The sequence below is a fragment of the Variovorax sp. RO1 genome, assembly GCF_002849325.1.
Classification (GTDB): domain Bacteria; phylum Pseudomonadota; class Gammaproteobacteria; order Burkholderiales; family Burkholderiaceae_C; genus Variovorax.
The window spans coordinates 532,243-558,527 of sequence record NZ_PKMT01000001.1; the positions used below are offsets into that span (position 1 = coordinate 532,243).

28 protein-coding genes are annotated in these 26,285 nt (G+C 68.7%); 11 read left to right on the plus strand and 17 right to left on the minus strand.

What is annotated here, in order from left to right:
• Nucleotides 1–255 precede the first annotated feature (255 nt).
• Genes CY658_RS02380 through rtcA form a run of 5 tightly spaced genes read left to right on the plus strand, consistent with a single transcriptional unit; the run spans nt 256 to nt 4,083 of the window.
• A complete protein-coding gene (locus tag CY658_RS02380; protein WP_101488695.1) occupies nt 256–756 on the plus strand; it encodes a hypothetical protein in 501 nt (166 codons plus the stop codon).
• A gap of 36 nt (nt 757–792) precedes the next feature.
• Nucleotides 793–2,013 (plus strand): RtcB family protein, encoded by a 1,221-nt coding sequence (locus CY658_RS02385; protein ID WP_101488696.1) that lies wholly within the window; start codon nt 793–795, stop codon nt 2,011–2,013.
• A 35-nt stretch (nt 2,014–2,048) separates the two neighbouring features.
• On the plus strand, nt 2,049–2,603 hold the full coding sequence (locus CY658_RS32320; RefSeq protein ID WP_143713527.1) for a hypothetical protein: 555 nt from the start codon (nt 2,049–2,051) through the stop codon (nt 2,601–2,603).
• Nucleotides 2,600–2,953: a zinc-ribbon domain-containing protein gene (locus CY658_RS02390; protein ID WP_101488697.1), complete on the plus strand. Its 354-nt coding sequence runs from the start codon at nt 2,600–2,602 to the stop codon at nt 2,951–2,953. The genes CY658_RS32320 and CY658_RS02390 overlap by 4 nt, the downstream gene beginning before the upstream one ends.
• A gap of 23 nt (nt 2,954–2,976) precedes the next feature.
• Nucleotides 2,977–4,083, plus strand: coding sequence for an RNA 3'-terminal phosphate cyclase (rtcA, locus tag CY658_RS02395; protein WP_101488698.1), 1,107 nt, complete (start codon nt 2,977–2,979; stop codon nt 4,081–4,083).
• Nucleotides 4,084–4,087: 4 nt separating this feature from the next.
• On the opposite strand, the gene CY658_RS02400 is transcribed toward rtcA, so the two are convergent.
• Both CY658_RS02400 and CY658_RS02405 read right to left on the minus strand, forming a co-directional pair.
• The gene (locus CY658_RS02400; RefSeq protein ID WP_101488699.1) at nt 4,088–4,447 is read right to left on the minus strand and encodes an alpha/beta hydrolase; all 360 of its coding nucleotides are present in this window, start codon (nt 4,445–4,447) and stop codon (nt 4,088–4,090) included.
• 117 nt (nt 4,448–4,564) lie between these two features.
• The gene (locus tag CY658_RS02405; RefSeq protein WP_101488700.1) at nt 4,565–6,223 is read right to left on the minus strand and encodes an adenylate/guanylate cyclase domain-containing protein; all 1,659 of its coding nucleotides are present in this window, start codon (nt 6,221–6,223) and stop codon (nt 4,565–4,567) included.
• A gap of 55 nt (nt 6,224–6,278) precedes the next feature.
• Between CY658_RS02405 and CY658_RS02410 the strand changes: the two genes are divergently transcribed.
• The gene (locus tag CY658_RS02410; RefSeq protein WP_257884634.1) at nt 6,279–6,992 is read left to right on the plus strand and encodes a Crp/Fnr family transcriptional regulator; all 714 of its coding nucleotides are present in this window, start codon (nt 6,279–6,281) and stop codon (nt 6,990–6,992) included.
• 1 nt (nt 6,993) lies between these two features.
• Here CY658_RS02410 and CY658_RS02415 read toward each other — a convergent pair whose 3' ends face one another.
• The 4 genes from CY658_RS02415 to CY658_RS02430 form a co-directional block, all read right to left on the minus strand.
• Nucleotides 6,994–7,467, minus strand: a complete 474-nt coding sequence (locus CY658_RS02415; protein ID WP_099792762.1) for a DoxX family protein — start codon at nt 7,465–7,467, stop codon at nt 6,994–6,996.
• Between the two features lie 133 nt (nt 7,468–7,600).
• The gene (locus CY658_RS02420) at nt 7,601–8,605 is read right to left on the minus strand and encodes a Bug family tripartite tricarboxylate transporter substrate binding protein (protein ID WP_101488702.1); all 1,005 of its coding nucleotides are present in this window, start codon (nt 8,603–8,605) and stop codon (nt 7,601–7,603) included.
• A gap of 48 nt (nt 8,606–8,653) precedes the next feature.
• Nucleotides 8,654–10,066: an amidase family protein gene (locus CY658_RS02425; RefSeq protein ID WP_101488703.1), complete on the minus strand. Its 1,413-nt coding sequence runs from the start codon at nt 10,064–10,066 to the stop codon at nt 8,654–8,656.
• A gap of 125 nt (nt 10,067–10,191) precedes the next feature.
• A complete protein-coding gene (locus tag CY658_RS02430) occupies nt 10,192–10,974 on the minus strand; it encodes a FadR/GntR family transcriptional regulator (RefSeq protein ID WP_101488704.1) in 783 nt (260 codons plus the stop codon).
• A gap of 175 nt (nt 10,975–11,149) precedes the next feature.
• Between CY658_RS02430 and CY658_RS02435 the strand changes: the two genes are divergently transcribed.
• Nucleotides 11,150–11,908 (plus strand): sulfite exporter TauE/SafE family protein, encoded by a 759-nt coding sequence (locus CY658_RS02435; protein ID WP_101488705.1) that lies wholly within the window; start codon nt 11,150–11,152, stop codon nt 11,906–11,908.
• 6 nt (nt 11,909–11,914) lie between these two features.
• Here CY658_RS02435 and CY658_RS02440 read toward each other — a convergent pair whose 3' ends face one another.
• The 4 genes from CY658_RS02440 to CY658_RS02455 form a co-directional block, all read right to left on the minus strand.
• Nucleotides 11,915–12,277: a DUF1428 domain-containing protein gene (locus CY658_RS02440; RefSeq protein ID WP_101488706.1), complete on the minus strand. Its 363-nt coding sequence runs from the start codon at nt 12,275–12,277 to the stop codon at nt 11,915–11,917.
• Nucleotides 12,278–12,347: 70 nt separating this feature from the next.
• The gene (locus CY658_RS02445) at nt 12,348–13,823 is read right to left on the minus strand and encodes an MFS transporter (RefSeq protein WP_101488707.1); all 1,476 of its coding nucleotides are present in this window, start codon (nt 13,821–13,823) and stop codon (nt 12,348–12,350) included.
• A 49-nt stretch (nt 13,824–13,872) separates the two neighbouring features.
• A complete protein-coding gene (locus CY658_RS02450; protein WP_101488708.1) occupies nt 13,873–14,292 on the minus strand; it encodes a VOC family protein in 420 nt (139 codons plus the stop codon).
• Nucleotides 14,293–14,343: 51 nt separating this feature from the next.
• Nucleotides 14,344–14,784 carry a VOC family protein gene (locus CY658_RS02455; protein ID WP_101488709.1) on the minus strand — a complete coding sequence of 147 codons (441 nt, stop codon included), beginning with the start codon at nt 14,782–14,784 and terminating at the stop codon, nt 14,344–14,346.
• A 126-nt stretch (nt 14,785–14,910) separates the two neighbouring features.
• Here CY658_RS02455 and CY658_RS02460 point away from each other — a divergent pair, with 126 nt between their 5' ends.
• Nucleotides 14,911–15,564, plus strand: a complete 654-nt coding sequence (locus CY658_RS02460; RefSeq protein WP_101488710.1) for a TetR/AcrR family transcriptional regulator — start codon at nt 14,911–14,913, stop codon at nt 15,562–15,564.
• 16 nt (nt 15,565–15,580) lie between these two features.
• Here CY658_RS02460 and CY658_RS02465 read toward each other — a convergent pair whose 3' ends face one another.
• The 6 genes from CY658_RS02465 to CY658_RS02490 are packed head-to-tail and all read right to left on the minus strand — an operon-like array spanning nt 15,581 to nt 22,293.
• Entirely contained in the window at nt 15,581–16,075 is a 495-nt protein-coding gene (locus CY658_RS02465) for a MarR family winged helix-turn-helix transcriptional regulator (protein ID WP_101490186.1), read from the minus strand.
• A 36-nt stretch (nt 16,076–16,111) separates the two neighbouring features.
• Nucleotides 16,112–17,851 carry an acyl-CoA dehydrogenase family protein gene (locus CY658_RS02470; RefSeq protein WP_101488711.1) on the minus strand — a complete coding sequence of 580 codons (1,740 nt, stop codon included), beginning with the start codon at nt 17,849–17,851 and terminating at the stop codon, nt 16,112–16,114.
• A gap of 5 nt (nt 17,852–17,856) precedes the next feature.
• Nucleotides 17,857–18,849, minus strand: coding sequence for a Bug family tripartite tricarboxylate transporter substrate binding protein (locus CY658_RS02475; protein WP_101488712.1), 993 nt, complete (start codon nt 18,847–18,849; stop codon nt 17,857–17,859).
• A 34-nt stretch (nt 18,850–18,883) separates the two neighbouring features.
• On the minus strand, nt 18,884–19,648 hold the full coding sequence (locus tag CY658_RS02480; RefSeq protein ID WP_101488713.1) for an SDR family NAD(P)-dependent oxidoreductase: 765 nt from the start codon (nt 19,646–19,648) through the stop codon (nt 18,884–18,886).
• A 21-nt stretch (nt 19,649–19,669) separates the two neighbouring features.
• Nucleotides 19,670–21,523, minus strand: a complete 1,854-nt coding sequence (locus tag CY658_RS02485; RefSeq protein WP_101488714.1) for a feruloyl-CoA synthase — start codon at nt 21,521–21,523, stop codon at nt 19,670–19,672.
• On the minus strand, nt 21,520–22,293 hold the full coding sequence (locus CY658_RS02490) for a crotonase/enoyl-CoA hydratase family protein (protein ID WP_101488715.1): 774 nt from the start codon (nt 22,291–22,293) through the stop codon (nt 21,520–21,522). Before CY658_RS02490 ends, CY658_RS02485 begins: the two co-directional genes overlap by 4 nt.
• A 104-nt stretch (nt 22,294–22,397) precedes the next feature.
• Here CY658_RS02490 and CY658_RS02495 point away from each other — a divergent pair, with 104 nt between their 5' ends.
• Nucleotides 22,398–23,273: an amidohydrolase family protein gene (locus CY658_RS02495; protein ID WP_101488716.1), complete on the plus strand. Its 876-nt coding sequence runs from the start codon at nt 22,398–22,400 to the stop codon at nt 23,271–23,273.
• 3 nt (nt 23,274–23,276) lie between these two features.
• Here CY658_RS02495 and CY658_RS02500 read toward each other — a convergent pair whose 3' ends face one another.
• Nucleotides 23,277–24,173 (minus strand): MurR/RpiR family transcriptional regulator, encoded by an 897-nt coding sequence (locus CY658_RS02500; RefSeq protein ID WP_101488717.1) that lies wholly within the window; start codon nt 24,171–24,173, stop codon nt 23,277–23,279.
• A 122-nt stretch (nt 24,174–24,295) separates the two neighbouring features.
• Here CY658_RS02500 and CY658_RS02505 point away from each other — a divergent pair, with 122 nt between their 5' ends.
• Together CY658_RS02505 and CY658_RS02510 are read left to right on the plus strand one after the other, a co-directional pair.
• Complete coding sequence (locus CY658_RS02505) at nt 24,296–25,297, plus strand: Bug family tripartite tricarboxylate transporter substrate binding protein (protein ID WP_101488718.1); 1,002 nt, start codon at nt 24,296–24,298, stop codon at nt 25,295–25,297.
• Between the two features lie 16 nt (nt 25,298–25,313).
• Complete coding sequence (locus CY658_RS02510) at nt 25,314–26,276, plus strand: succinylglutamate desuccinylase/aspartoacylase domain-containing protein (RefSeq protein ID WP_101488719.1); 963 nt, start codon at nt 25,314–25,316, stop codon at nt 26,274–26,276.
• The last annotated feature ends 9 nt before the right edge of the window (nt 26,277–26,285 follow it).

Consider the following 26,285-nt stretch of genomic DNA (forward strand, 5'->3'; position numbering starts at 1 on the left):
GAAGGGAGCGCCACTGCCAAAAATGTTTGAAATTGCCGGCAGCCTGGGTAAGACCAGGTACGGCGGGCAAGTCGGTTGACGAGCAAGGTTGAGGATGCAGGTGCTGGCTCCGATGACGGGTCTGTCACTGGCGCGCGTTTCCAATCGTCGACTGGGCCATCGGACTCAAACACCATGGTCGCCGTATTGATGCGGGTTCGAATCCCGCCGTGTCCACCAGTCATGTGAACGAAGTTGCTGAAAAGAAAGAAGATCATGTCGGAAGAAGATTGCACCCAGGAGCGGATCGGCTACGTGCTGAGCGGTACCGGCTGGGCCACGTTGAGCTTTCGTGCCGACGCCGGGCCCGTGGCCTTCGCGGTGTCGTACCTGCACGATTCGTTGGGCGACCTCGCCCGCATGGGACTCGACCTTGTGAAGGGCGCACAGCAGGCCTCTGCGGTCTTCATGGACGAGCCCGGCGAGGTTCACCTGGTGGTGACGGGCGAGAAGGACGAACTGGGTTTCGAGTTGCGCCGCTACCGCGATTGGGCCAGCTGGGAAATGACAGCCATGGACAACTACGAAGTGATCGACCGCGGGACCCTCCAACGCGTGGACCTGGTGCGCAACATCCATGCGATCCTGGAGCGCATCTATGTGGAGCTGGGGCTTGTGAAGTACCGCGAACTTTGGGTGGAGCACGATTTCCCGCTCCGCACGTACGAAGGACTCATCGCGGCATTCAAGAAGGGGCCATGGGCTTCCTGGAAGTAGAAACCGAATAAGAGATAGACAGAGAGAAAGAAAAAAATGACGAACTACAAAGTACATGAAGTCGCCAACGGCGTCCCCGTGAAGATGTGGACCAACGGCGTGCCCGTGGAAGACGAGGCGCAGAAGCAGCTCGAAAACGCCGCCCGCCTGCCCATCGTGTTCAAGCACATCGCGGCAATGCCCGACGTGCACTACGGCATCGGTGCGACCGTGGGCTCGGTGATCCCGACCTTCAAGGCCATCATCCCCGCCGCCGTCGGCGTGGACATCGGCTGCGGAATGATGGCCTGCAAGACCACGCTCAACGCACGCGACCTGCCCGACAACCTGGGCCCGCTGCGTTCGGCGATCGAGAAGGCCGTGCCGCACGGAAGCAACCCCAAGCGCATGGGCCGCGACAAGGGGTCGTGGGAAACGCCGCCCGATGAAACCGACGCCGCCTGGGCGAAGCTGGTGGATGAGTTCGACCTGATCTGCGAGGACTACCCGCGCATCAAGAACACGAACAACCACAAGCACCTGGGAACGCTGGGTACCGGCAACCACTTCATCGAGGTGTGCCTCGACGAGGCGGGCGCCGTGTGGTTCATGCTGCACTCGGGTTCGCGTGGCGTGGGCAATGCCATCGGTACGCACTTCATCGAACTCGCGAAGAAGGACGCCGAGCTGCACCAGCGCAATCTGCCTGATCAAGACCTGGCGTACTTCGAGGAAGGCGCCCAGTACTTCGGCGACTACGTGCGTGCCGTGGGCTGGGCCCAGAAGTTCGCACGGGCGAACCGCGAAGTGATGATGCAGCGCGTGGTCGCGGCCGCGCGCAAGGTCATCACCAAGCCTTTCGAGGCGCACGTGGAAGCGGTGAACTGCCACCACAACTACGTGAGCCGCGAGACGCACTTCGGGCAAGACGTGCTCGTGACCCGCAAGGGCGCGGTGAGCGCGAAGCTCGGCGAACTGGGGATCATCCCCGGCAGCATGGGCGCCAAGAGCTACATCGTGCGCGGAAAGGGCAACCCCGAGAGCTTCATGAGCTGCAGCCACGGCGCGGGTCGGAAGATGAGCCGGACGAAGGCCAAGAAGCTCTTCACCGTCGCCGACCAGATCGCCGCGACCGAAGGCGTGGAATGCCGAAAGGACGCCGACGTGATCGACGAGATCCCGATGGCCTACAAGGACATCGACGCGGTGATGGATGCGCAGAAGGACCTGGTGGAGGTGGTTTACACGCTCAAGCAGGTCGTGTGTGTGAAGGGGTAGACGCCGTCCATCCGGGTCGGCACGCGAGGGCGAGGATGAAGATCGACGAGCGTTGCATTCGGCAAACGGAAGTGGAACTGGCGCGCCTTGAGGAGGCCTTGAAAGAGGCTTTCAAGCAGCGCGGTGGTTCCGCCTCGGGGCCACGATGGGTGGCATGGAAGTCGGCCGCCGAACGGTTCCATCGCTACGAGAGTCCTGTGTTCGCGCTGTGGAGCGATGAGGCTCGAAGCGGCGTTCTGCAGGGCGAAGGGGCGTGGCGCGAAAGCGCCATGCGGTACGTCGCGCTGAGTCCGCGCTTCCTGCGGTCTGGCTATTTGCGAGATCGTCTTTGCCATCTGCTGAAGCAATGCGCGCTGTCGGGGTCGGAGCGCTGCGAGTTGCGTCGAGTCTTGCTCGATGCAGTGGTTCGCCAGCCCTCGGTCGGACGATTTCGCCATGATTGCCAACTGGCTGCGCGATGGGCCGATGAGGAATTCACGTCCCGTGTTCGCGCGTTATCGCAACGCAAGGACGGTTGGACGCGCGGACGCGCACAGCGAATGCTGGATGCCATTGAGCAGAACAAGAATGAGTGGAGCCGTGAGCCATGAAAAGCAACAAACAACGCCGCGCCGAAATCAAGGCGCACCGCCTCGACCGCGCCGCGCGCGCTGTGGCACTGCAGCAGCGCCAGGCCGACGCACGCCTGCTGCGTGCCGAAGGCATGGTCGCTGCCGACACGGCCTTGCTGGCCGCGCACAACAACACCTATGGCCCGCTGCCCACCTTCTACGTCGACAAGGCGTTCACCTGCCGCGATTGCGGCGCGCAGGAGGTGTGGACGGCCAAGCAGCAGAAGTGGTGGTACGAGGTGGCGCTCGGCAGCATCCACAGCACGGCAGTGCGCTGTCGCGCATGCCGGCTCGGAACGCCGCGAACAAGAACAACGACAAACGACTGAACAAGAAAGAAAGACGTGTCCCGATGACGGAAGCACAAGAAGAACAACGCGCACTCGATGCCGTCGAACTCGATGGCTCCCAAGGCGAAGGCGGCGGCCAGATCCTGCGCACCGGCCTCGCGCTGTCGATGGTCACGGGCCGCCCGCTCACCATCACGAAGATCCGCGCGGGCCGCGCGAAGCCGGGCCTGATGCGCCAGCACCTCGCGTGCGTGCATGCAGCCGCGGAGATCAGCGGCGCGCAAGTCGAAGGCGCCGAGCTGGGCTCGCAGTCGCTGCGCTTCGTGCCGGGTCCGGTGCGCGCGGGCGACTACCGCTTTGCGATCGCCGGTGCGGGCAGCTGCATGCTGGTGCTGCAGACCGTGCTGCCGCCGCTGCTGCTGCAACCCGCGGGGCAGGTGAGCCGGCTGCGGCTGAGCGGTGGCACGCACAACCCGATGGCGCCGCCGTTCCATTTTCTGGAGCGTGCGTTTGCGCCGCTGGTACGCCGCCTCGGTGGCGACCTGCAACTCGAGCTGCGCCGTTGCGGCTTCTATCCGGCCGGTGGCGGCGAGGTCGACGCGACGATCGTGCCGGCGGTGGAGGGCGCGCGGCTGCAAGCGTTTGATCTGCTCTCGCGCGGCGAACTGCTGGCGGGTCATGCCGAGTGCTTGGCGCCCGGCCTGCCGCGCCACGTGGCGGCGCGCGAACTCGAAACGGTGGGCGCGGCGATGGGCTGGTCGGTGCAAGCCGAGCAACTGCGCACGGTGCCGACGCGCCAGAACGAGGGGCCGGGCAATGCGCTGCTGGTGACGCTGGCCTACGCGCACCTCACCGAGGTGTTCACGGCCTTCGGCGAGAAGACGCTGAGTGCGGAGCAGGTGGCGCATGGCCTCGTGAAAGAGGTGCGCGCGTTCCAGAAGCACGAGGACGCGGCCGTGGGGCCGCACCTGGCCGATCAGCTCGCGCTGCTGCTGGCGCTCGCGGTGTTCCGGCAACCGGGGCAGTCGGGCGCGTTCACCTGCAGCGAAGTGACGCCGCACACGCGCACGAACTGCGAGGTGATCGAGCGCTTCCTGCCGGTGCGCTTCACGATCACTGAAGAAGCTGCAGGCCCGCGCGCGGCGCGGGTGCAGGTGGTGGCGTCGTGAAGGCTTACAGGCCGGCCTGGCGCGTGAAGCTCACGGCCGGCTTCTTGTAGGCGGAGGGCACTTCGTCGCGGTAGAAGGCGCGGCGGTCCAGGCTTTGCAGCGGGTTGTGGGCGGCGGCCACGGCCTGGTCGCGCACGGCCTGGCGGTCGAGCGTGGAGGTCACGGCGACGGTGCCTTCTGCGGAGGCGTCCGAGTATTCGTTGCCATTGCGCGCAGCGGCGACGGCTTCGGTGCGCACGTCGGCACGGCTGGCGGCCGAGGTGAGGGCGTGCACGCCTTCGTAGGTTTCGGCGTGGGCCGCACCGGCGGTGCCCAGCAGGGCGAAAGCGGCGGCGGAAATGGCGAGGAGTTGCTTGCTGTTCATGATGCGTTTTCCCTTGAGTCTGTGGGCGGCGGACAGTCGTCGTTGCCACAAGCTGCAGTGTGAAACCGCATCGCGGAAGGCGCTGTGCGTTTGCGCACCGAATCCGGCAGGTGATGCTCAGGATGCCTTGGCGGCGCGTGAATACATCACGGCCAGTGGTTCGGAGCGCCCGCGCACGTCCAGCGTGTCGACCGGCCCCAGCGTCTCTTCGGCGCCGGCCTGCTGCGCCGCGAACTGCGAGACCACGAGCCGCGCCGACGCAGTTTTCGAATGGTCCTGCAGGCGACTCGCGGTGTTGACCACTTCGCCGATGGCAGTGAAGGTGGTGGTCTCGAGGTAGCCAACCTCGCCGACGGCTGCGCGCCCGGCGTGCAGGCCCATGCCGAAGTCCAGCTGCTGGCCGAACTGGGCCTGGAAGTCGACGTTCCATGCCTCCATGCGCTCGCCGATGAGCTCGGTGGCGCGCAGCGCCTGCCGGCAGGCGGTGGGCAGGTCGCTCTCGAGGCCGAAGATGGCCATCACGCTGTCGCCGATGAACTGGTTGGGCACGCCGCCGCTCTCACGCACGGCGGCACCCACGATGGCGAAGTAGCGGTCGAGCACGTAGGCCAGGTCGAAGGGCCACTGCCGTTCCGAGAGGCCCGACCAGCGCCGCAGGTCGACGAACAGAATCGCCACGTCGCGCTCGTGCCCGAAGCGGCCGACCGGCGCGGGCCGGCCTTCGCGCGGCAGCGGTGCGAACAGTGGCGTCACCTCGATGCTGCCGCGCGGGCGCAGCTGGCAGGCCAGCCGCACGTCGTGCGGGGCGCGCACGCGATCGAGCGTGCGCTGCTCGTCGCGGCCCGGCGTGCCGATGTGTTCGGGCGCGCCGCTCACGCGCACGCGGCAGGTGGAGCAGCGCGCGCGCCCGCCGCAGATCGACACGTGCGCGATGCCGTGCGAGCGGCTGGCTTCGAGCACGCTCCAGCCGGGCGGCACGTGCACGGTGCGGTCGGGGTAGCGCAGCGCGACGGTGGCACCGCTGGCACGTCGGGCGAGCCGGCTGCGCGCTGCGTAGGCCGCGAGCAGGGCCAGCAGCGCCAAGGCGTAATAGAGCTTGAGGTGGGTCTCGGCGGCGTTGAGTGCGCGGCCCTGTTCGGGCGTCGGCAACGTGACGGGCGGCACGCCGGTCCACTGGAACTCGCGCCCCATCGAGACGAAGCCCATCGCCGCGGTCACCGGCAGCAGCACGGCGATGGTGAGCAGCGGCGCGAACAGGCGCCGGTAGAGCGGGCGCACGCGCAGCGCGAAGTGCAGGCCGAGGCAGCCGTGGGCCCAGGCGGCGAGCATCATGCCCAGCTGCGCGCCCGCGCCGGCCAGGTCCCACAGGCCCCAGACCACGCGCACGTACGAGCCCTCGATGCCGTAGGCCAGGTACGCGCCGCGCATGGCGGTGAGGTGGGTGGCCAGCAGCAGCGGGAGCGCAAAACCGAGCAGCACGCGCAGGGCTTCGAGCGGCGGCATGCGCAGGGTGCGGCGCTCCCACAGGGCGGCCACGGCGAGCGCGAGGTGGGTGACGGCGGCGCCGTACAGCAGCAGCGTGCCGGGCAGGCTGTGCCAGAACTTCTGCACGCCGCGCAGCACGGTCTCGGCCGCGGTGAAGGAGACGATGCCCAGCGAATGGTTCAGCAGGTGCACCGTGATGTAGGCCATCAGCACCAGCCCGCTCGCCCAGCGGAGGTTGCGCCGTGTCGGCGTCCTCAGTGAAAAAGCGGGAGGTGGGGAACGTCTGTCCATGAACGGGTTCGAAGCGGCACCCGAGCATAATGCGCGCGCCTCAACGACCACCGGCATGGCCCTACCCGAACCCACCCCCCGCTCCAGCCTGGCGCTGCGCCGCATCGCGCTGCTCGAAGGCCTGTCCGACGACCGCTTCGACCATCTGGCGCGCCAGTGCCTGTGGCACAGCGTGGCGGCCGGCAAGCCGCTGATGCTGCGCGCCGACCTGCAGGGCGAGGTGTTCCTGCTGGTGTCGGGCCGCGTGCGGGTGACGACCTACGCGGCCAACGGCCGGCAGGTGACCTTCCGCGATTCGGAAGCCGGCGCGCATTTCGGCGACATCGCCGCCTTGGACGGCGGGCCGCGTTCGGCCGACGTGGTCACGCTCGAACCCTGCGTGGTCGCCAGCCTGGACCGCGCGGCCTTCCTGGCGTTGCTGCGTGAAGAGCCGCTGGTGGCCGAGCGCGTGATGCAGCGGCTGGCTGCGCTGGTGCGGCAGCTGTCGGAACGGGTGATCGACCTGAGCACGCTCGGCGTGCAGAACCGCCTGCATGCCGAGCTGCTGCGCCTGGCGCGCGAGGCGGGCATCGACGGCAACGAGGCCCGGCTGGAGCCCGCGCCCAAGCACGCGGCGCTGGCCAGCCAGATCAGCACCAACCGCGAGCAGGTGACCCGCGAACTCAACACGCTGGTGCGCAGCGGCGTGCTGCGCAAGGACGGCAAGGCGCTGGTGGTGGCCGATGCCGAGCGCCTCGCGCAGATGGTGTCGCAGGTGCGCGGGGACTAGATCAGTTCCAGCGGCCGTTGGGGCCGGCGACGCTCAGGCGCCCGGCGCCCATCAGCGCCACGCTCAGCGCGCCGAACAGGTACAGGCCCTGCAGCTCCAGCGCCCAGCCGCCCTGCTTGGTCAGCGCGAACAGGTCGGCCATGTGCACGAGGCCGAAGGCCACGAGCATGTTGATGACGACCACGGCGGCGGCGGCACGCGTCCAGACGCCCGCGATCATCAGCAGCGGCGCGACGATCTCGCCCACGAACACGAGGTAGGCCAGCCCGCCCGGCAGGCCGGCCTTGGCCAGCATGCCGCTGATGAAGCCGACACCGGCCGAGAGTTTGAAGATGCCGTGCAGCAGCATCAGCACGCCGACCGATACGCGCAGCACCAGCTTGCCGGCGTCGTCGCGGGCAGCCGGCGTGGCAAGGAACGACGAAGAGGAAGACGCCGAAGCGGCGGAGGCGATGGGGGCAGCCCGGGTGTTCATGGCGAATCCTTGAAAGGAAAGAAAAGGAGGGCCGCCACGGACTGCGGCGGTTGCCATGCCAGTGTGGGAGCCCGGTCGCCGCGCGTCGGTGCGTTTACGCACACTTTTCAGCAGTTGGGTCTACCGCCCGGCCTCAGTCGCCCTTGTAGCCCGAGGCCTTGATCACCGGCAGCCAGCGCGCGGCCAGCGCGTCGGTGTAGCGCACCACCTCTTCGCTCGACGCGCCGGGCAGCAGGTCGTAGCCCACGCGCCCGAGCTTCTCGCGCACGTCGGGCAGGGCCAGCACCTTGCGCACGGCCCGGTTCCACTGCGCCAGCGTGGCGGGCGCCGTGTTCGCGTGGGCGTAGAGCACGTAGCGCGACGAGGCCACCAGCGTCGGGTAGCCCGACTCGGCGAAGGTCGGCACGTCGGGCAGGCCGTCGGCACGCTTGTCGCCGGCCACGGCCAGCACGCGCAGCTTGCCCGCGCGGTGGTACTCGGTGAGCGTGGTGGTGGCGTCCATGCCCGAGGCCACCTGGCCGCCGATCAGCTCGGTGACCATGGCCGCGCCGCCGCGGTAAGGCACCAGGGTGGCGCCGCTGCGCGACAGGGCCACGAAGTCCATCGCCAGGAAGTGCAGCAGCGAGCCCACGGTGGTGATGCCGATCGAGCCCTGGTCGGGGTTGGCCTTGGCGGCCTGGACGAACTGGGCCAGCGTCTTCACCGGCGAGGCGGCGCTCACGGCCAGGCCGAACTGGATGCCGCTCACGTCGCTCACGGGCTTGAAGTCGGTGGCCGGGTTGAAGCGCATGTTGGCGTAGATCGCGGGGCCGATGAACATCGGGTCGACCGGCGCCAGCAGCATGGTGGTGCCGTCGGCGGGTGCGTTCTTCAGCACCTCGGCCGCCAGGCGCGTGCCGGCGCCGGGGCGGTTGTCGACCATGACGGGACGGCCGAGTTCGTCCTTGAGCTTTTCAGACAGCAGCCGGCCCATGAAGTCGGCCGGGCCGCCGGCCGGGAAGGGCACGATCAGGCGGTTGACCGCCGGCTGCGCGTTCGCGCCGTACGGCAGCAGGCCGCCCAGGCCCGTGGCCGCTGCCGCGCGGATGAGGCCGCGCCGTGAGAGTGCGGGGCCGGTGGGGAAAGAGAAGGGGTTCATCGAAAGTCTCCGAGTGGTTGGAATAAGTAGGGGGAACCGAAAGAAAGCTCAGGGCTGCGCGACCAGCGGCGTGAAGCGGGCGGCGTCTTCGAGCACCTGGCCCGCCTCCAGCAGCAGGTCTTCGCGGAAGCGCCAGGCGAGCAGTTGCACGCCGATGGGTGCGCCGCCCGCCATGCCGGTGGGCACCGCGAGGCCGGGCATGCCCAGCGCGGCGGTCGCGAGCAGCGGGCTCTGGGCATCGATGAGGGCGCGGGCGCGTTCCAGGCTGGCGATGTCTTCGTCCTGCGGGCAGGGGCGCTGCCACGACACGGGCATCAGCACCAGCGGATGGGCCTGCATGAACACCGACCAGCTGCGCAGAAGCGCCTGGCGCCGCGCGAGTGCGTCGAGAAAACCGTCGCGGTCGGTCTCGGCCATGCCTTCGAGCATGTAGCGCTGGCTGCGCCGCATGATGTCGTCGCCGTGCTGCTCGACGCCCGCGATGATGTTGCGGCGGCTGTCGTCCACGGTCAGCGTGCGCCACAGGGCCGCGGCCTCGTGGAAGAAGGGCAGCTCGGCTTCGTCGACCTCGTAGCCCGCTTGCTGCAGCCAGCGCGCGGCGTCGTCCAGGGCCTGCGTGACGGCCGGATCGACCGGAATGCCCGGCGTGCGCTTGAACAGCGCCACGCGGATCGGGCCGGCGGGGCGCGGCAGGTCGTGCGGCATCGGCACCCAGTTCGGGTCGCGCGCGTCGGGGCGCGCCATGGCCTCGTAGCCCAGGCGCAGGTCGGCGATGCTGCGCGCCAGCGGCCCTTGCACCGACATGAGCTGCGGCGTGATGCCGCGCTCGCTGGTCGCGCTCGGATTGAAGGCCGGCACGCGGCCGGCCGTCGGGCGCAGACCGGCCACGCCGCAGGCGTACGCGGGGTAGCGGATCGAGCCGCCGATGTCATTGCCGTGCGCCAGCGCGCCCATGCCGCTGGCTACCGCCGAAGCCGCACCGCCGCTGGAGCCACCGGGCGTGACGGCCGCGTCCCACGGGTTCAGTGTGCGGCCGTGCACGCCGTTGTCGGTGAACCAGCGCGACGAGTAGGTCGCCGTGTTGCTGCGCCCCACGATGACGGCGCCCGCGCTGCGCCAGTGCGCCACCACGGGCGCGTCTTCGCGGGCGATGTGGTCCTTCAGCGGAATCACGCCGTTGGTGGTGGCATGGCCGGCCTGGTCCACGTTGACCTTGATGCTGACCGGCACGCCGTGCAGCGGGCCGAGCGCTTCGCCGCGCAGGGTGCGCGCGTCCGCGGCATCGGCGCTGGCCAGAGCCTCGTCGGCCAGCACCTCGGCCAGGGCGTTGAGGCGCGGGTTGAGCTCGGCGATGCGCGCGAGCACGCTGGTCGTCACTTCGCGGCAGGACACCTCGCGGCGGCGCACGGCGTCGGCGATGTCAGCGGCGCTGCGCTGCCAGAGGGCGGGGGATGAGGTCATGGTCTGTGTCAGGGAAAGTTCAGGCAAAGGAAACTCCGCACCCCGGCGCAACCGGGGTGAAGGCAAAAGAGAGCAGGGGAAGAAGCGGGCGACGGCGACGCGGATCAGCGCGCACCGCGCACGCGTCAGCCGGTCGGTTTCTTCATGAGCAGGCTGCCGCGGTCGACGCGGGATTCGGCCTCCAGGGCCAGGGCTTCGGCGTGTTCCATGTGCACGCGCATGACCTCGCGCGCACGGACGGGGTCGCGGGCGCGCAGCGCGTCGAGCAGGTCGGTGTGGCTGTGCACCATTTCCTCGTCGAACTGGTCGAACTCCGTAAGCGCGTTGCGCACGATGATCACGCGGCGGATCACGTCGTTGAGCAGGCGGCAGACCAGCGCCAGAAAGGGGCTGCTGCAGGCTTCGGTGAGGCGGTCGTGAAAGAGCAGGTCGGCCTCGCGGCGCTCGTTCCAGTCGTCGCTGCCGCCGTGCGCCGGATGGCTGTGGCCGATCAGCGCCTCCAGCGCCGCCAGGTCGGCCTCGCTCAGGCGCGTGGCCACGTTGGCAGCCAGCTCAGGCTCGACCACGCGCCGCAGCGCGTACAGCATCGTGATGTCGACCGGCTGGAAGTACAGGAAGTTCGACACCGCCTGCAGGCACTGCTCGTACGAGGCCTGCGTGAGCGTGGCGCCGCCGTTGGGGCCGGTGCTGATCGCGACCAGCCCCTGCACCTGCAGCGCGGCCAGCGCCTCGCGCACCGTGCCGCGCGACACGCCGAGCTGCTCGATCAGCTCTTTCTCCTGCGGCAGCTTGTTGCCGACCTGCTGCTGGGTCTGGACGACCCAGCGCTTGATGTTGTCGACCACCTGGTCGGAGCGCTTCACGCGCTTGTCGCGCGTGAGCGAAGGCTTGGGTTGGGATGGGGGCATCTGCGTTTCGGGTATTTATGATCATAAATGTCATAAATATGGAAAACGCTGTCAAGCGGGTTGTCCCGCGCGGCCCGATCCGGGCGGGCCGTCGGCAGGAAATGGGGCTTCCTGCTACGCTCCCGGACGGCCCGCCTGCCCCTGGCGGGCTTTTTTCTGCGCTCGCATTTTCCCCATGGTTTTCCCCCTCATCACCGACCCGTCGTTCTACGCGGTCGCCGTTCCCGCCGTGCTGCTGCTCGGCATCAGCAAGAGCGGCTTCGGCGCCGGTTTCGGGTCGCTGGCCGTGCCGATGATGGCGCTGGCCGTCACCGTGCCGCAGGCGGCGGCCATCCTGATGCCGCTGCTGCTGCTCATGGATCTGCTGGGCTTGGCCGCGTTCCGGCGCGACTTCGACCGCTCGCTGCTGAAGTTTTTGATTCCGTTCGGGCTGGTCGGTACGGTGATCGGCACGCTGCTGTTTCGCGTGCTCTCGGCCCACACGGTGGCGGGCATCGTGGGCGTGTTCACGCTGGTGTTCCTGGCGCAGCGCCTGGCGTTTCCGCCCAAGCCCAACGACCCGCTGCCGTCGCGCGCGGTGGGTGCGGTGCTGACGGCGGTGTCGGGCTTCACCAGCTTCATCGCGCATGCAGGCGGGCCGCCGATCAATGCCTACGTGATCCCGCTGCGGCTCAAGCCGGTGGTGTTCACGGCGACGATGGCCTACTTCTTCTTCGTGGTGAATCTCAGCAAGTGGATTCCCTACGCGTGGCTCGGCCTGCTCGACTTTCGCACGATGGCCACCTCGCTCGTGCTGATGCCGATCGCACCGCTGGGCGTGTGGATCGGCATCCGCATTGCACGCCGCATCGATGCGACGTGGTTCTATCGCTTCGTGTATCTGGGCATGCTGCTCACGGGCCTGAAGCTCGTCTACGACGGCTTCCTGGCCTGAGCACGTTCAAAGTTCGACGATGCTCTTGAAGCCGCCGAAGATCATGCGTTTGCCGTCGAACGGCAGGTTCTTCATGTCCATCATGGCCTCCAGGCGCGGGTCGGCCATAACCTTCTTGTTGATCGTGTCGCGGTGCTTGCGCGACTTGTAGGTGATCCACGAGAAGGCCACGGTCTCGTCGGCCTGGAGCTTCACGCTTTGGGGGAACGAGGTGAGCTTGCCGGGCTTCACGTCGTCGGCGATGCACTCCACGTACTCGAGCGCGCCGTACTCCATCCAGACCTTGCCGGCCTTGCGTGCCAGCTTGCGGTAGGCCTCGACGTTCTTGGTGGGAATGGCGACGATGAATCCGTCTACATAACGAGCCATGTCTGTTCTCCTGAATAGGGGATAGAAACGTTGAAAAAGAAAAAGCGGGGGCTGCATGGCGCCGTCGCGTTCACGACGATGCCGTCTTGCCCGCCGCGCCCGAGGCCGACGCTGCTTCGTTGTTGTTGTGGGTGTGTCCCGGCGAGGCCGGGCGAAGCAGCAAGACCCCGATCAGACCCGCCGCTGCCGCGAACACGGCGCCGACAAGGAATGCCAGGTTGTAGCCACCGTTGAGCGCCAGCGGCATCGCCGCGCCCGCGGTGGCCATGGCGGTGGTGCGTGCCGCCGCGGCGCTGGCCAGCACGGCCAGGCCGAGGGCGCCGCCCATCATGAAGGCGGTGTTGACCACGCCCGAGGCCAGGCCTGAGTCGGACGGGTCGACCTCGCTCATGGCCGCCAGCAGCACCGGGTTGAAGGCCATGCCCGCGCCCAGGCCGAGCAGCACCATGCCGGGCAGCACGTCGAGCACGAAGCTGCCGTTGACCGGCGCGCGCGCGAACAGCGCCAGCCCGATGGCCGCGAGCCACAGGCCCGCTGCCAGCGGCTTGCGGATGCCGAAGCGCATCACGATCTTTGCGGAGAGGCCGAGCGAGAACACCGCCATGATCACGTTGGCCGGCAGGAAGGCCAGCCCGATCTGCATCGGCGTGTACTGCAGCACCAGCTGCATGTACAGCGCCGAGATGAAGAACCACGCGAACATGGCCGCGGCCCACAGCACGCCCACCACGTTGGCCACCGACACGCTGCGCAGCTTGAACAAACCCAGTGGCATCAGCGGATGCTTCACGCGCGCCTCGATGGCGATGAAGGCCGCCAGCAGCAGCACGGCCGCGCCGAGCAAACTGATCGTCTGCGTGGAGCCCCAGCCCGCCTCGTTGCCGTTGACCACGCCGTACACCGCGAGCATCAGCGACGTGGTGACGGTGATGGCACCGGCCACGTCGAGCTTCTCGCCGTGCGCATGGCCGCGTGCGTTCGGCAGCAGCGCCACGCACAGCGCGTACACGGCCACGCCGATCGGCAGGTTGACCAGGAAGATCCAGTGCCAGCTCAGCGTGCTCGTGAGCAGGCCGCCCAGCAGCACGCCGATGCTGCCGCCGCCCGCGCACACGAAGCCGTACACGCCCATCGCCTTGGCGCGGTCGGCCGGCTCGGTGAACAGGTTCATGATCAGCGAGAGCGCCACGGCCGACACCACCGCGCCGCCCAGGCCCTGCACCGCGCGCGCCGCCACCAGCAGGCCCTGCGAGGTCGAGACCCCGCAGGCCAGCGAGGCCAGCGTGAACAGCACCAGGCCCGCGAGGAACACGCGGCGGTGGCCGTACAGGTCGCCCAGCCGACCACCCAGCAGCAGGAAGCCGCCGAAGGTCAGCATGTAGGCGTTCACCACCCAGACCAATGACGTCTCGGAAAAGCCGAGGTCGGTGCGGATCGAAGGCAGCGCCACGTTCACGATCGTGGTGTCGAGCACGATCATCAGCACGCCCAGGCACAGCACCATCAGGGCGAGCCAGCGCTTTCGGTTGTCGAGGGGTTCGGTCATGGAAGGTGCTTCCTGCGAAGAAGAAAAAAGGAGAGAGGAGCGGCTCCGCTCAGACCAGCGCCTTGCCGCCGTTGATGAGCCACGGCGTGCCGAAGCGGTCGGTCACCATGCCGAAGCCTTCGACCCAGAAGGTCTTCTCGAAGGGCATGCCGATCGCGCCGCCGTCGGCGAAGGCGTCGAAGATGCGCCGCGCTTCGGCCACGGTGTCGAGCGTGAGCGCCACGCCGAAGCCCTTCATGCCGTCGAAGGGCTGGCCCTGCATGCTGTCGGAGGCCATGAGCAGGCCGTCGCCGTAGGCCAGCGACGCATGCATGATCCGCTTCTTGGCGTCGGCCGGCATCTGCTCGGTGCCGGGCGCTTCGCCGACGGTCATCATCATCTGCATCGTGCCGCGCAGCGTCTTCTCGTAGAAGCGCATGGCTTCGGCGGCGTTGCCGTCGAACGTGAGGTAAGCGTTGATGGGGGACATGAGAGTTCCTTGGATGTGAGAGGGTGAGTCAACAAAAAGCAGGTTCGCGCGTCACGCGACGGCCGGGTCTGCCACCAGCAGCCAGCCCACGCCGAAGCGGTCGCTGAGCATGCCGAAGCTGGTCGTGAAGAAGGTCGGCATCAGCGGCTGGATCACCTGGCCGCCGTCGGCCAGCGCATCGAACCACTTGCGGGCATCGGCGTCGTTGCCGGCCGACAGCGACAGCATGATTCCCTTGAACTCCGCGTGGCCCGAGCAGCTGCCGTCGGACAGCATGAGTTCGGTTTGGCCGACGCGCAAGACCGAATGCATCACTTTGTCAGGGCCGGGCATGCCGCCGGCGCACCCGGCTTCCGCATTGCCCTCGGGGCCGCCGGCCGGCGCCTCGCTGTAGCGCATCAGTTGCACGACTTCGGCGCCGAGGGCCTTCTTGTAGAAGGCAATCGCTTCGTCGCAACGACCTTCGAAGGACAGGTAAGACTGGACTTTCATGGTGTTTCCTTTGGGTTGGGTTGGGTTACGGGCACAACGGGTCTGCGCGAAAACAATGGAATTACTTTGTGTACACCGTCCACAAAGAATAGCAGAGATAATGGACAGTGTCCACATGGAGTCGCGATGAAGCTCAACAACGTTCCCGAAAGCCTGCCGCCCGCGCGCAGCACCTACCGCCACGGCGACCTGCGCCGTGCGCTGCTGGATGCCGGCATCGAACTGGCGCGGGACGGGGGCCCCAGTGCCGTGGTGCTGCGCGAGGCGACGCGCCGCGTGGGCGTGGTGCCGAATGCGGCCTACCGCCACTTTGCGAGCCGGCACGACCTGCTGCTGGCGGTGCGCGCCGCGGCGTTGTCGGAGGCGGCCAAGGCGATGGAAAGCGAACTCGCCGTGCTGCCCTGCGACCAGCCGCCCGCCGATTTCGCACGCGCGCAGGTGCGCGCCATCGGTACCGCTTATCTGCGTTTTGCGCAGGCGCAGCCGGGGCTGTTTCGCACGGCCTTCGTGGTGTCGGAAGATGCGCAGGGCGACGTCGGTCCCGACGGCGCGGGCGCCAGCGGCATGAACCCATTCGAATTGCTGGGCGCGGCCGTCGACCGGCTCGTGGACGCGGGCCTGCTCGACCCGGAGCGGCGCCCGGGCGCCGAATACCTCGCGTGGTCGGCGGTGCACGGGCTGGCGCTGCTCATCATCGACGGCCCGCTGCGCGGGGTCGACGCGACGGCCACGCATGCGCTCGGGCAGCGCCTGATCGACATGGTGGAACGCGGGCTGTAATCGCCGCGTTCAAAGCTCAGAGATAGATCTTCTGCAGCAGCTTGATCAGCGTCTCGCGCTCGCGCGCGCTGAGGCGGCTGCTGGCTTCGGTCTCCAGCTGCACCACGGCCTGCTCGGCCTCGCGAATGAGCGTCTCGCCGGTCGGCGTGAGGTGCAGGCCGACGGCGCGGCCGTCGTGCGGATGCGGCCGGCGTTCGATGAGGCCGCGGCTGTCGAGCGCGGCCACCAGGCTCACGAGGTTGGGCGGCAGGATGTCCAGCGTGTTGCACAGCTGCCGCGAGGTGGCGCCCGGGTTGTGCGCCAGCAGTGAGAGCACCGAGAAGTCGATCTGCTTGAGGCCATAGGGCGCCATGCGGTCGGCGAACACGGTGCTCACGATCAGCCAGGCGCGGCGGGCGTTGTAGCCGACCAGCCCTTCGAGCACGCGGGCGTCGAGCCGGTCCGACCGGGAAGACGGCGCGGCGGCGGTGTCGGTCCTGGCGGACGTTTTTTTCGCGGGGGAAGGAGGCATGCGGCGAGCGTAACCGCGCGTTGCTTTCTCGAACAACTAGCGCGAAGCCTCTTGTGCGGAATGCGCCAGTGCGACACCCTCACAAGCCCGCTTGACGATGCCCAGCCGCATCTCGAATTCGGGCAGCACCCAGCGCCGAAAGGCCGCCGCGGCGCGAACGCGATCCGCATCAGCTGGCGCGGCCACGTCGATGCGCGCCCAGGCCCACGCCATCAACGTGAGCATCACCACGCGCAGGAAGTCGTCCGCCACCTCGTACGGCAGTACCGGGTTGGCATGCGCGGCCATCGCCACCGTAGTGCCCAGGTAACGCAGCTGCGCCAGCCGGCGCTGCACGTCGGCATCGGCCTCGCGCGAGGCGTCGAGCGTGTCGCGCAATTCGAGCAGCACGGCCGACAGCGCCGCGCCGCCGTCGGGCAGCACCTTGCGAACCAGCAGGTCGATGGCCTGGATCTCGTTCGTGCCCTCGTAGATCATGGTCACGCGCGCGTCGCGCACCACCTGCTCGACGCCCCATTCGCGCACGTAGCCGTGGCCGCCGAACACCTGCAGGCATTCGCTCGCGCCGTGAAAAGCCTGGTGCGTGCAGGCAGCCTTGAGCACGGGCGTGACGACCGAGCACCAGCGCTGCGCGCGCTCGCGCGCCTTGGGGTCGGCGTCGTGCGTGGCGATGTCGAGCATCAGCGCGCTGCGGTAGGCCAGCGCGCGCGAGCCGTCGATCCAGGCGCGCTGGGTGTCGAGGATGCGGCGCACGGCCGGGTGTTCGGCGATCAGGTCGGCCGCCTCGCTGCCGCGGCTGGCGGGCACGGCGCCGGGTGCGCGCATCTGGCGGCGCTCGGCCGCATAGGCGTCGGCCTTCTGCCACGCGGCGTCGAGCAGGCCGATGCCTTGCAGCGCCACATGCAGGCGCGCCGCGTTCATCATCACGAACATCGCGGCCAGCCCGCGCCCGGGCTCGCCGACCAGCCAGCCGGTGGCGTCGTCGAAACGCATCGTGCAGGTCGGGCTGCCGTGCAGGCCCATCTTTTCCTCGATGCGCTCGCAGTGCACCGCGTTGCGCGCACCGTCGAGCAACACCTTGGGCACGAGCGCCAGCGACAGGCCCTTGGGTCCGGCCGGTGCGTCGGGCAGGCGGCACAGCACGAGGTGCACGATGTTCGGCGTGAGATCGTGCTCGCCGCCGGAAATGAAGATCTTGCTGCCGTTCACGCGCACGCTGCCGTCGGCCTGCGCCGTGGCGCGGGTGCGCACCTGGCCGAGGTCGCTGCCGGCATGCGCTTCGGTCAGACACATGGTCGCGAGCCATTCGCCAGTCGCGATCTTCTGCAGATAGCGGCTTTTCAGTTCCTCGCTGCCGTGGTGCTTGAGGCAGGCGTACGCGCCGTGCAGCAGACCCGGCGCCATGGTGAAGCCGTGGTTCGCGGCGCTGAGCCATTCGTAGAGGATGGCTTCGAGCACCGCCGGCAGGCCCTGGCCGCCGTCTTCGGTCGCGGCCGAAAGAGCCGGCCAGCCGCCGTCCACGAAGGCCTGGTAGGCCGCGCGAAAGCCCGGTGGCGTGACGACTTCGCCGCCGTCGAAGCGGCAGCCGACTTCATCGCCCTCGCGATTGATCGGCGCGATCACCTCGCCGACGAAGCGGCCGGCTTCTTCGAGCACCTGCGACTGCAGCGCTTCGTCGAGCTCTGCGAAAGGCGCGAGTGCGCGCAGGCGCGTGGGTGCATCGAGCACCGCGTTCAAAAGGAAGCGGACGTCTTCGGGGCGGGGCTGGTAGTGCATCGGTCTCAGGACTCGGCGGTGAAGCCGATCTTCTTGACCAGCGGACCCCAGCGTTCGTACTCGGACTGCAGCGACTTTTTCATTTCCTCGGGCGAGGAACCGTGCGCGATGAGGCCGACCGACAGCAGGCCGTCGGCCACGGCCTTGTCCTTCAGCGCAGCCTGGACCGCGGTGCTCGCGACAGCGATGGTCGCGGCCGGCGTCTTGGCGGGTGCGAAGAAACCGAACCACTCGTCGGCGACGATTTCCGGGAAGCCCTGCTCGGTGAAGGTCGGCACGTCGGGCAGGTAGGCCGGGCGCTGCGCCCCCGAAGTGGCGAGCACGCGCAGCTTGCCGGCCTTGGCAAACGGCAGGCAGTCGCCCGCGGGCGTCAGGCACGAGGCGATCTGGCCGCCCACCACGTCGTTGATGCCGGGCAGCGAGCCGCGGTACGGCACGTGGCGCAGGTCGGCTCCGGTGCTCAGGCCCAGCAGCGCGCCCAGGAAGTGCGGCGTGGAGCCCGCGCCCGGCGAGCCGTAGCTGGCCTGGCCGGGGTTGGCCTTGGCCCAGGCGATGTAGTCCTTCAGCGTCTTCACACTGGCCGGCACCATCGGGCCGACGGCCAGGCCGTGCGTCATCACGGCGCCGATGGAGATGGGCGCGAAGTCGGGAATGGCGTAGCTGAGCTTGGTGTAGATGTGCGGGTAGATCGACAGCGCCGAGGCCTGCGCGAGACACAGCACCGAGCCGTCGGCCGGCGAGGTCTTGAGTGTGTCGAGCGCGATGCGTCCGCCCGCGCCGGGCTTGTTCTCGACCACCGGGTTGGTGGCGGTGAAGGGCGTGTTGCCCAGCTTGTCGGCCACGCGGCGGGCCACGCTGTCGCCCGCGCTGCCGGCCGGGAAGCCGTAATAGATCTTCACCTGCTGCTGCACCGCCTGGGCGAGTGCGGCAAGGGGGTGCAATGCGGCGAGCGCGGCGGTGCCGCCGAGCGCCGTCATGAGTTGGCGTCGAGTGGTCATGGTGTTGTCTCCTGGTTGTCTGCGGGGGCTGGGATCAGCGCGGCGCCATTCGGAGGGCGCCGTCGAGGCGAATCACTTCGCCGTTGAGATGGCCGTTCGTCACGATGTGGCAGGCCAGCTCGGCGAACTCCGAAGGCTTGCCCAGGCGTGGCGGGAACGGGATCGACGCGGCCAGCGAGTGCTGCACGGCCTCGGGCAGTTCCAGCAGCAGCGGCGTGGCAAAGAGACCGGGCGCCACGGTGCACACGCGGATGGCGTGCTGCGCGAGGTCGCGCGCCATCGGCAGGGTCATGCCGACGAGGCCGCCCTTCGACGCGCTGTAGGCCTGCTGGCCCACCTGGCCGTCGAAGGCCGCGACCGAGGCGGTGAAGAGCATCACGCCCTTCTCGCCGTTGTCGAGCGCATCGAGCTTCGCGCAGCGCGCGGCGAACAGGCGCGCCATGTTGTAGCCGCCGATCAGGTTGATGTTGACCACGCGCACGAAGTCTTCGAGCGGCGCCGGGTTGCCGTCCTTGCCGACGATGCGCTTGGCGCTGCCGATGCCGGCGACGTTCATCAGGATGCGCGCGGGGCCGTGTGCGGCAGCTGCCTTGTCGAGCGCGGCGTTCACGCTGTCGGTGTCGGTGATGTCGCAGACGCAGGCGACGCCGCCGATGTCGGCAGCCACCTTTTCGGCGAGCGCGGCGTTGCGGTCGAGCACCGCGACCTTGGCGCCCAGGCGCGCGAGTTCGCGCGCGGTGGCTTCGCCGAGGCCCGAGGCCCCGCCGGTGACGAGTGCGGCTTGTCCTTCGATCTTCATGGGTGTGTCTCCTGAATGGGGTTAGCGGGGCTTGAGCGTGAAAGGCAGCGTGTCGGCGTGCAGCGCATCGGCCAGCGCGGCGCGGTGCTTGAGCACGGCGCGCTGGTTGATCGAGCCCTTGTCGGTCACTTCGCCGCGGTCGATCGACGGCGGCTCGGCCATCAGGTGCAGTCGCGCGATGCGGTTGGCGCTGCCGGTGCCCATGGCGGCCAGGTCGTTGGCCACCTGTTGGAAGTGCGCCTGCACGGGCACGCTTTCGAGCACCTGCTGCATCGTCGCGTCGGCGGGCAGACCGGCGAGTTGCCGCACCTTCTGCGTCGGGAAGATCAGCGCGCCGACTTCCTTCAGGTTGATGCCAGTCAGCACCGCGTCCTGCACATAAGGCGAGCCGGCCGCGATGATCTTCGCGCGCAGCGGGCCCACGCTCACGAAGGTGCCGGTGGCGAGCTTGAAGTCTTCGGCGATGCGGCCGTCGAAGCGCAGGCCGCGGTGGATGTCGTCGTCAGCGATCCACTTCACCGCGTCGCCGGTCGAGAAGAAGCCTTCGTCGTCGAAGGCCTCCGCCGTGGCCTCGGGCGCGCGCCAGTAGCCGGGCGTGATGTTGGGGCCGCGGTAGCGCACCTCGGTCTTGCCGTCGACCTCGATCAGCTTGAGCTCGATGCCGGCAGCGGGCAGGCCCACGTCGCCCGACTTCACGTCGGGGCCGGTCACGTACAGCGCGAAGGGGCCCGACTCGGTCATGCCCAGGCCGGTGCCCATCACGATGCGCTCGCCGACTTCCGCTTCCTGCGTGCGGTGCAGGCTGTCCCACACGGGCTGCGCGAGCGCGGCGCCGGAGTAGAAGAACATCTTCACGCGCGACAGCAGGTTGCGGCGCAGCACGGCGTCGCTTTCCATCGCGTTCGCGATCGCCTCGAAGCCGGTCGGCACGTTGAAGTAAATGGTGGGCGCGATCTCGCGCAGGTTGCGCAGCGTCTCAGCCATGCCGGCGGGCGTGGGCTTGCCGTCGTCGATGTACAGCGTGCCGCCGTTGTCCAGAACGATGCCCACGTTGTGATTGCCGCCGAAGGTGTGGTTCCAGGGCAGCCAGTCGACCAGCACCGGCGGCTCGTCGCCCAAAGCGGGAATCGACTGGCGCAGCTGCTGCTGGTTGGCGCACCACATGCGGTGCGTGTTGATCACCGCCTTGGGCATCTTGGTCGAGCCCGAGGTGAAGAGAAACTTGGTGATGGTGTCGGGCCCGGTGGCCTGCATCGCCGCGTCGATGGCGGGCGTGGCCGGCGTGGCGGCGAGCACGTCGAAGCGCGTGGTGGCGCGGCCCGCGAGCGTGCCTTCGGCGAGCACGACCTCGGTGCCGGCGGGCACGGTGGCCTCGATGGCGCGGGCGAAGCGCGCGGCGTCGGAAGCGAACACCAGGCCCGGCGTGAGCGTGTCGAACACGTGGCGCAGCTTGTCGAAGTCCTGGCTCACGATCGAGTAGGGCGGCGACACCGGGCAGTAGGGCACGCCGGCGTAGAGGCAGCCCAGCGCGAGCAGCGCGTGCTCGATGCCGTTCTCGCTGAGGATCGCGACCGGGCGCTCGGCGTTCAGGCCGCGATCGAGCAGGGCTTGTCCGATACCGCGCGCTTCTTCCAGCGCCTGCGCATAGCTCACGCGCAGCCAGTCGCCGGTGCGGCCGTCGGCCAGCCGTTCGCGGCGCGCGATGAAGGTGCGCTCGGGCGCCAGCTGCGCCCAGTGCGCGAGCCGGTCGGTCATGCGTTCGCGGTAGGCCTGCAGCGGCGTCTCGGCCGTGAGGTAGCGCGTGCCCGGCGCGCCGTCGCGCAGCAGCGCGCGCGTCACGCCGAAGGCCAGCGGGCGGTAGCGGACGGCGGTCATCCCTTGCTCACCTTCGCGCCGCGGCCTTCGAGGAAGTCGCGCACGCGTTCCTTCGCTTCGGGCGCGGCCTGGACGATGCCCGACATCAGCGCCTCGGTGAAGAAGCCGTGGTCGGCCGACTGCTCGGAGATGCGCGGCAGGGCGTGCATCAGCGCGTAGTTGGTGAGCGGCGCGTTGGTGGCGATGCGCTTGGCGAGCTCGAAGGCCTTGTCGAAAGCGGTGCCTTCGTCGACCAGGTACTGCGCGAAGTTGGCGCGCTCGCCGTCTTCGGCGTTGTAGACGCGGCCGGTCATCATCATGTCGGTCATGCGGGCCACGCCGATCAGCTTGGGGATGCGCACCGAGCCGCCGCCGCCCACGAAGATGCCGCGCGAGCCCTCGGGCAGTGCGTAGAAGGTGGAGCGGTCGGCCACGCGGATGTGGCAGGCGGTCGCCAGCTCGAGCCCGCCGCCGACCACCGCGCCGTGCAGCGCCGCCACCACCGGCACCGGGCCGTGCTGGATCAGGTCGAGTGCGCTGTGCCACAGGCGCGAGTGCTGCATGCCCTGGCCGGCGTCGCGCTCCTTGAGCTCGCTCAGGTCCAGGCCGGCGCAGAAATGCGGGCCCTCGCCGTCGAGCACGGCCGCGCGCACGGTGGCGGGCAGCGTCTCGAAGGTGTTGCGCAGCGCGAGGATCAGGCCGTCGGACAGCGCGTTGCGCTTGGCGCCGCGCGTGAGACGAACGATGGCGACGTCGTCGCGGATGTCGAGGTGGAGGTCTGGATGGGTCATGAGGGTGTCCGGGGTTGCGTTGGATTATGGTTATGAGAAATAATCAATTCAAGGCATTGGAGCCTCCCGAATCCTAGGGATTTACCCGAACCGGAGACAACGACATGGACCCACGGAACCTGATTGCGATCGACATCCACACCCACGCCGAAGTGAGCTGCTGGAACCCTTTCGACAACTACGGCGAGGAATACGACCGCGCCGCCGACAAGTACTTCGGCTCGAGCGGGCGCCCCACCATCGCCGAGAGCGTGGCGTACTACCGTGAAAGGAAGATCGGGCTGGTGATGTTCATGGTCGACGCGGAATCGAACATGGGCCGCCGGCGCATCCCGAACGAAGAGATCGCCGAGGCCGCGGCGCAGAACAGCGACATCATGATTGCCTTCGGCAGCATCGATCCGCACAAGGGAAAGATGGGTGCACGCGAGGCGCGGCGGCTCATCGAGGCGCACGGCGTGAAGGGCTTCAAGTTCCACCCGACCGTGCAGGGCTTTCATCCCTACGACCGCATGGCCTGGCCGATCTACGAGGTGATCGCCGAGTACAAGCTGCCGGCCATCTTCCACACCGGCCACAGCGGCATCGGCTCGGGCATGCGCTGCGGCGGCGGCCTGCGGCTGGAGTACAGCAATCCGATGCACCTGGACGACGTGGCCATCGACTTTCCCGACATGCAGATCGTCATGGCGCACCCCAGCTTTCCCTGGCAGGACGAGGCGCTGAGCGTGGCCACGCACAAGCCCAACGTGTGGATCGACCTGTCGGGCTGGAGCCCCAAGTACTTTCCGAAGCAGCTGGTGCAGTACGCCAACACGCTGCTGAAGGACCGCATCCTGTTCGGCAGCGACTACCCGCTGATCACGCCCGACCGCTGGATGCGTGACTTCGAAGCGGCCGGCTTCAAGCCCGAGGTGATGCCCGGCATCTTGAAGGGCAACGCGGTGCGGTTGTTGAAGCTCGAGACCCCGGCGGCCTGAGGTTCAGGCGGCGCGGGGCGCCGCGTCGTTCCACTGCGGCTCCCACAGCGGCGCGCCGCGTTCGAACGCAACGGCCAGTTCTTTCTTTCGGCGTTGCGCCACCGCGGTGATCAACGCATTGCAGACCGACAGCGCCGCCGTGTACGAATCGAACGGCGACGCGCTGGAGGTGCGCACCAGCAGCAAATGATCGGCCGAGGCCGCGGCGGGCGCCGTGGGGCTGTCGGTGACCATGACGACCTTCGCACCCCGCTCGCGGAAGTACGCCGCCGTGCGCGCGATGGCGAGCGAATGGCGGCGAAAGGTGGGCGTGAGCAGCAGGTCGTGTTCGTCGATGCGCAGCAGCTGGTCTTCGAGCGGCAGCGGGCCCGCGCCGCCCAGCAGCCGCACATCGGGCAGGCACAGGTTCAGGTGCAGCGCCAGGTGGCTGGCCAGCGGCACGCCGTGCCGTTGGCCGAGCACATGCACGCGCACCTTGCGCTGCGTGAGCAGCTTCACCGCGGCCTCGAACGCGACCACGTCGAGCGCCGCGAAGGTGGCGGCGAGGTTGTGCTGGTCGTGCAGCAGCGCGTTGTCCAGGCAACTGCGCACCGAGGTGTCGTCGCCGATGACCGCGTCGGCGCGCGTGGCGGGCGAAGCGAGCAGGGCGGTGACTTCGGCGCGCGCTTCCATCTGCGCCTGCGCGTAGCTCGTGTAGCCCAGCTTGGCGAGCAGCCGCACCACGGTCGAGGCGCTGGTGCCCACCTTTCTTGCAAGGCTCGTTGCAGATTCGAGCAGCCCCTGCGGGTGATGCGCCTGCAACTCTTCGATGAGTCGTTGTTCGCTCTTCGTGAGCTTCTTGCCGTAGCCCGAGATGCGCTGGTTCAGGCTGGGAGCGGCGGGGCTGTCTGCGTGCGGCATCGGAGAAACCTCATGTTTGCAACGAGTATTGCAAAAATAGAGCCGCCTTGCAAAAATGAATGCACGATTTCGGCCGGACCTGTCCGCCCGATTGCCCGCTTCTTCTGCAGAAAGACATTGCCATGCGCACCACCACCCCCGCTGTGCCCGCCCTCCGCCGGCGCGAGATCCTCGGCGCCGGCCTGACGGCGGCGCTGCTGCCGCTGTCCGCGCGTGCGCAGGCCTTTCCGTCCCGCCCGGTCACGCTGGTGGTGCCGTTTCCGGCCGGTGGCTCGGTCGACCTGATCGCGCGGCTGTACGCCGAGCCGCTGTCGAAGGCGCTGGGCACGCCGGTGGTCATCGACAACCGCGCCGGTGCCGGTGGTTCCATCGCCAGCGCGCAGGTGGCGCGTGCCAAGCCCGACGGCTACACGCTCGTGGTGTCGTCGCAGAGCTCGCACCTGGCCAATCCGCTGACGCAGGCCAACCCGGGCTACGACCCGATCAAGGATTTCCTGTCGATCAGCCAGCTCGCGCGCTCCATCAATGTGCTGCTGGTGAACCCGGCCGTGCCCGCCAAGACCTTCAAGGAGTTCGTGGCGCTGGTGAAGTCGCGCCCGGGCGAGCTCAACTTCTGCAGCGCCGGGCCGGGCAGCATGGGCCAGCTCAACGTCGAGCTGATGAAGTCGCAGCTGCAGCTCAACGCCACGCACGTGCCCTACCGCGGCGGCGGCCCGCTGGTGACCGCGCTGATCTCGAACGAAGTGCAGTTCGGCCTGGACAACCTCGCGCCCTTCCTGCCGCACATCCAGGCCGGCAAGTTGCGCGCGCTGGCCGTGGCCTCGCCCACGCGCGTCGCGGCGCTGCCCGACGTGCCGACCTTCACCGAACTGGGCTATCCGGTGCTGAACACCACCTCGTGGATCGGCCTGGCCGCGCCCGCGAAGACGCCGCCCGAAGTCATCGCCGCGCTGCACAAGGCCGTGCGCTCGGTGGCCGAGCAGCCGGCGATGGTCGAGGGGCTGGTGGCACGCGGCTCGCTCGCGCCCGAGGCGCAGTCGCCCGCGCAGTTCACGGCCATGATGTCGGAGCGGCTCGCGCTGTACGGCGAGATGGTCAAGCGCGCCGGCATCCGGGGCGAGTGAGCGGGCGGCTGGTTTCATGACGCAGACACTGCCGACCCTCACGCCCGACTTTGCACCCGACACCGCACCGCTCGAGGTGCTGCCGCGCGACCTCTCGGCCTACCGGCAAGGCAACACCGGCATCGACTACGTGCACCGCTTCGCGTCGGGCAAGCCCGGCCCGCACGTGCTCGTCAACGCGCTCACGCACGGCAACGAGATCTGCGGCATGGTCGCGGCCACGCACCTGCTCGACGGCGGCGTGCGCCCGAAGATCGGCACGCTCACCGTGAGCTTCGCGAACGTCGAGGCCTACGAGGCCTTCGACATCGAACGGCCCTACGAGAACCGCCAGCTGGTGCACAACCTGAACCGCATCTGGTCGCCCGCGCTGCTCGACGGCACCGAGCACAGCCCCGAGCTGCGCCGCGCGCGCGAACTGCGGCCGGTGCTCGACGCGGCCGACTACGTGCTGGACATCCATTCCACGCGCGCGCCCGTGCAGCCCTTCTGGGTCTACCCGGAATTCGAGCGCAATGCAGGTCTGGCGCAGGCTGTGGGCGGTCCGCCGGTGCACCTCGTGATGCCTGTCGGCGCCGCGCCCGGCACGGGTGTGACGGCGTACGGCCGCCACGGCGAGCCGGGCATCGACGGCGGTGCGGTGGTGGTCGAATGCGGCCAGCACTTCGCGCAGTCGGCCGCCGACCTGGCCACCGACGTGTCGCTGCGCTTTCTGGCGCACCTCGGGCTCATCGATCCGGTGCCGCGCGTGGCGGTGTCCGCACGCCGCTTCCGGCTGCTCGAGGTCCACATAGTCACCTCGGACGACTTCGCTTTCGTGCGGCCCGTGCTCGGCTTCGAGACCTTCGACCAGGGCGCGCTGATCGCGGTGCAGGCCGGGCGCGAGATCCGCTCGCCCTGCGACGGCTGCACGATCTTCATGCCGACCCGCGCGCCGGTGATCGGCCGCGAGGGCGTGTACCTGACCGTGCCGGTCTGACTTCCGGCC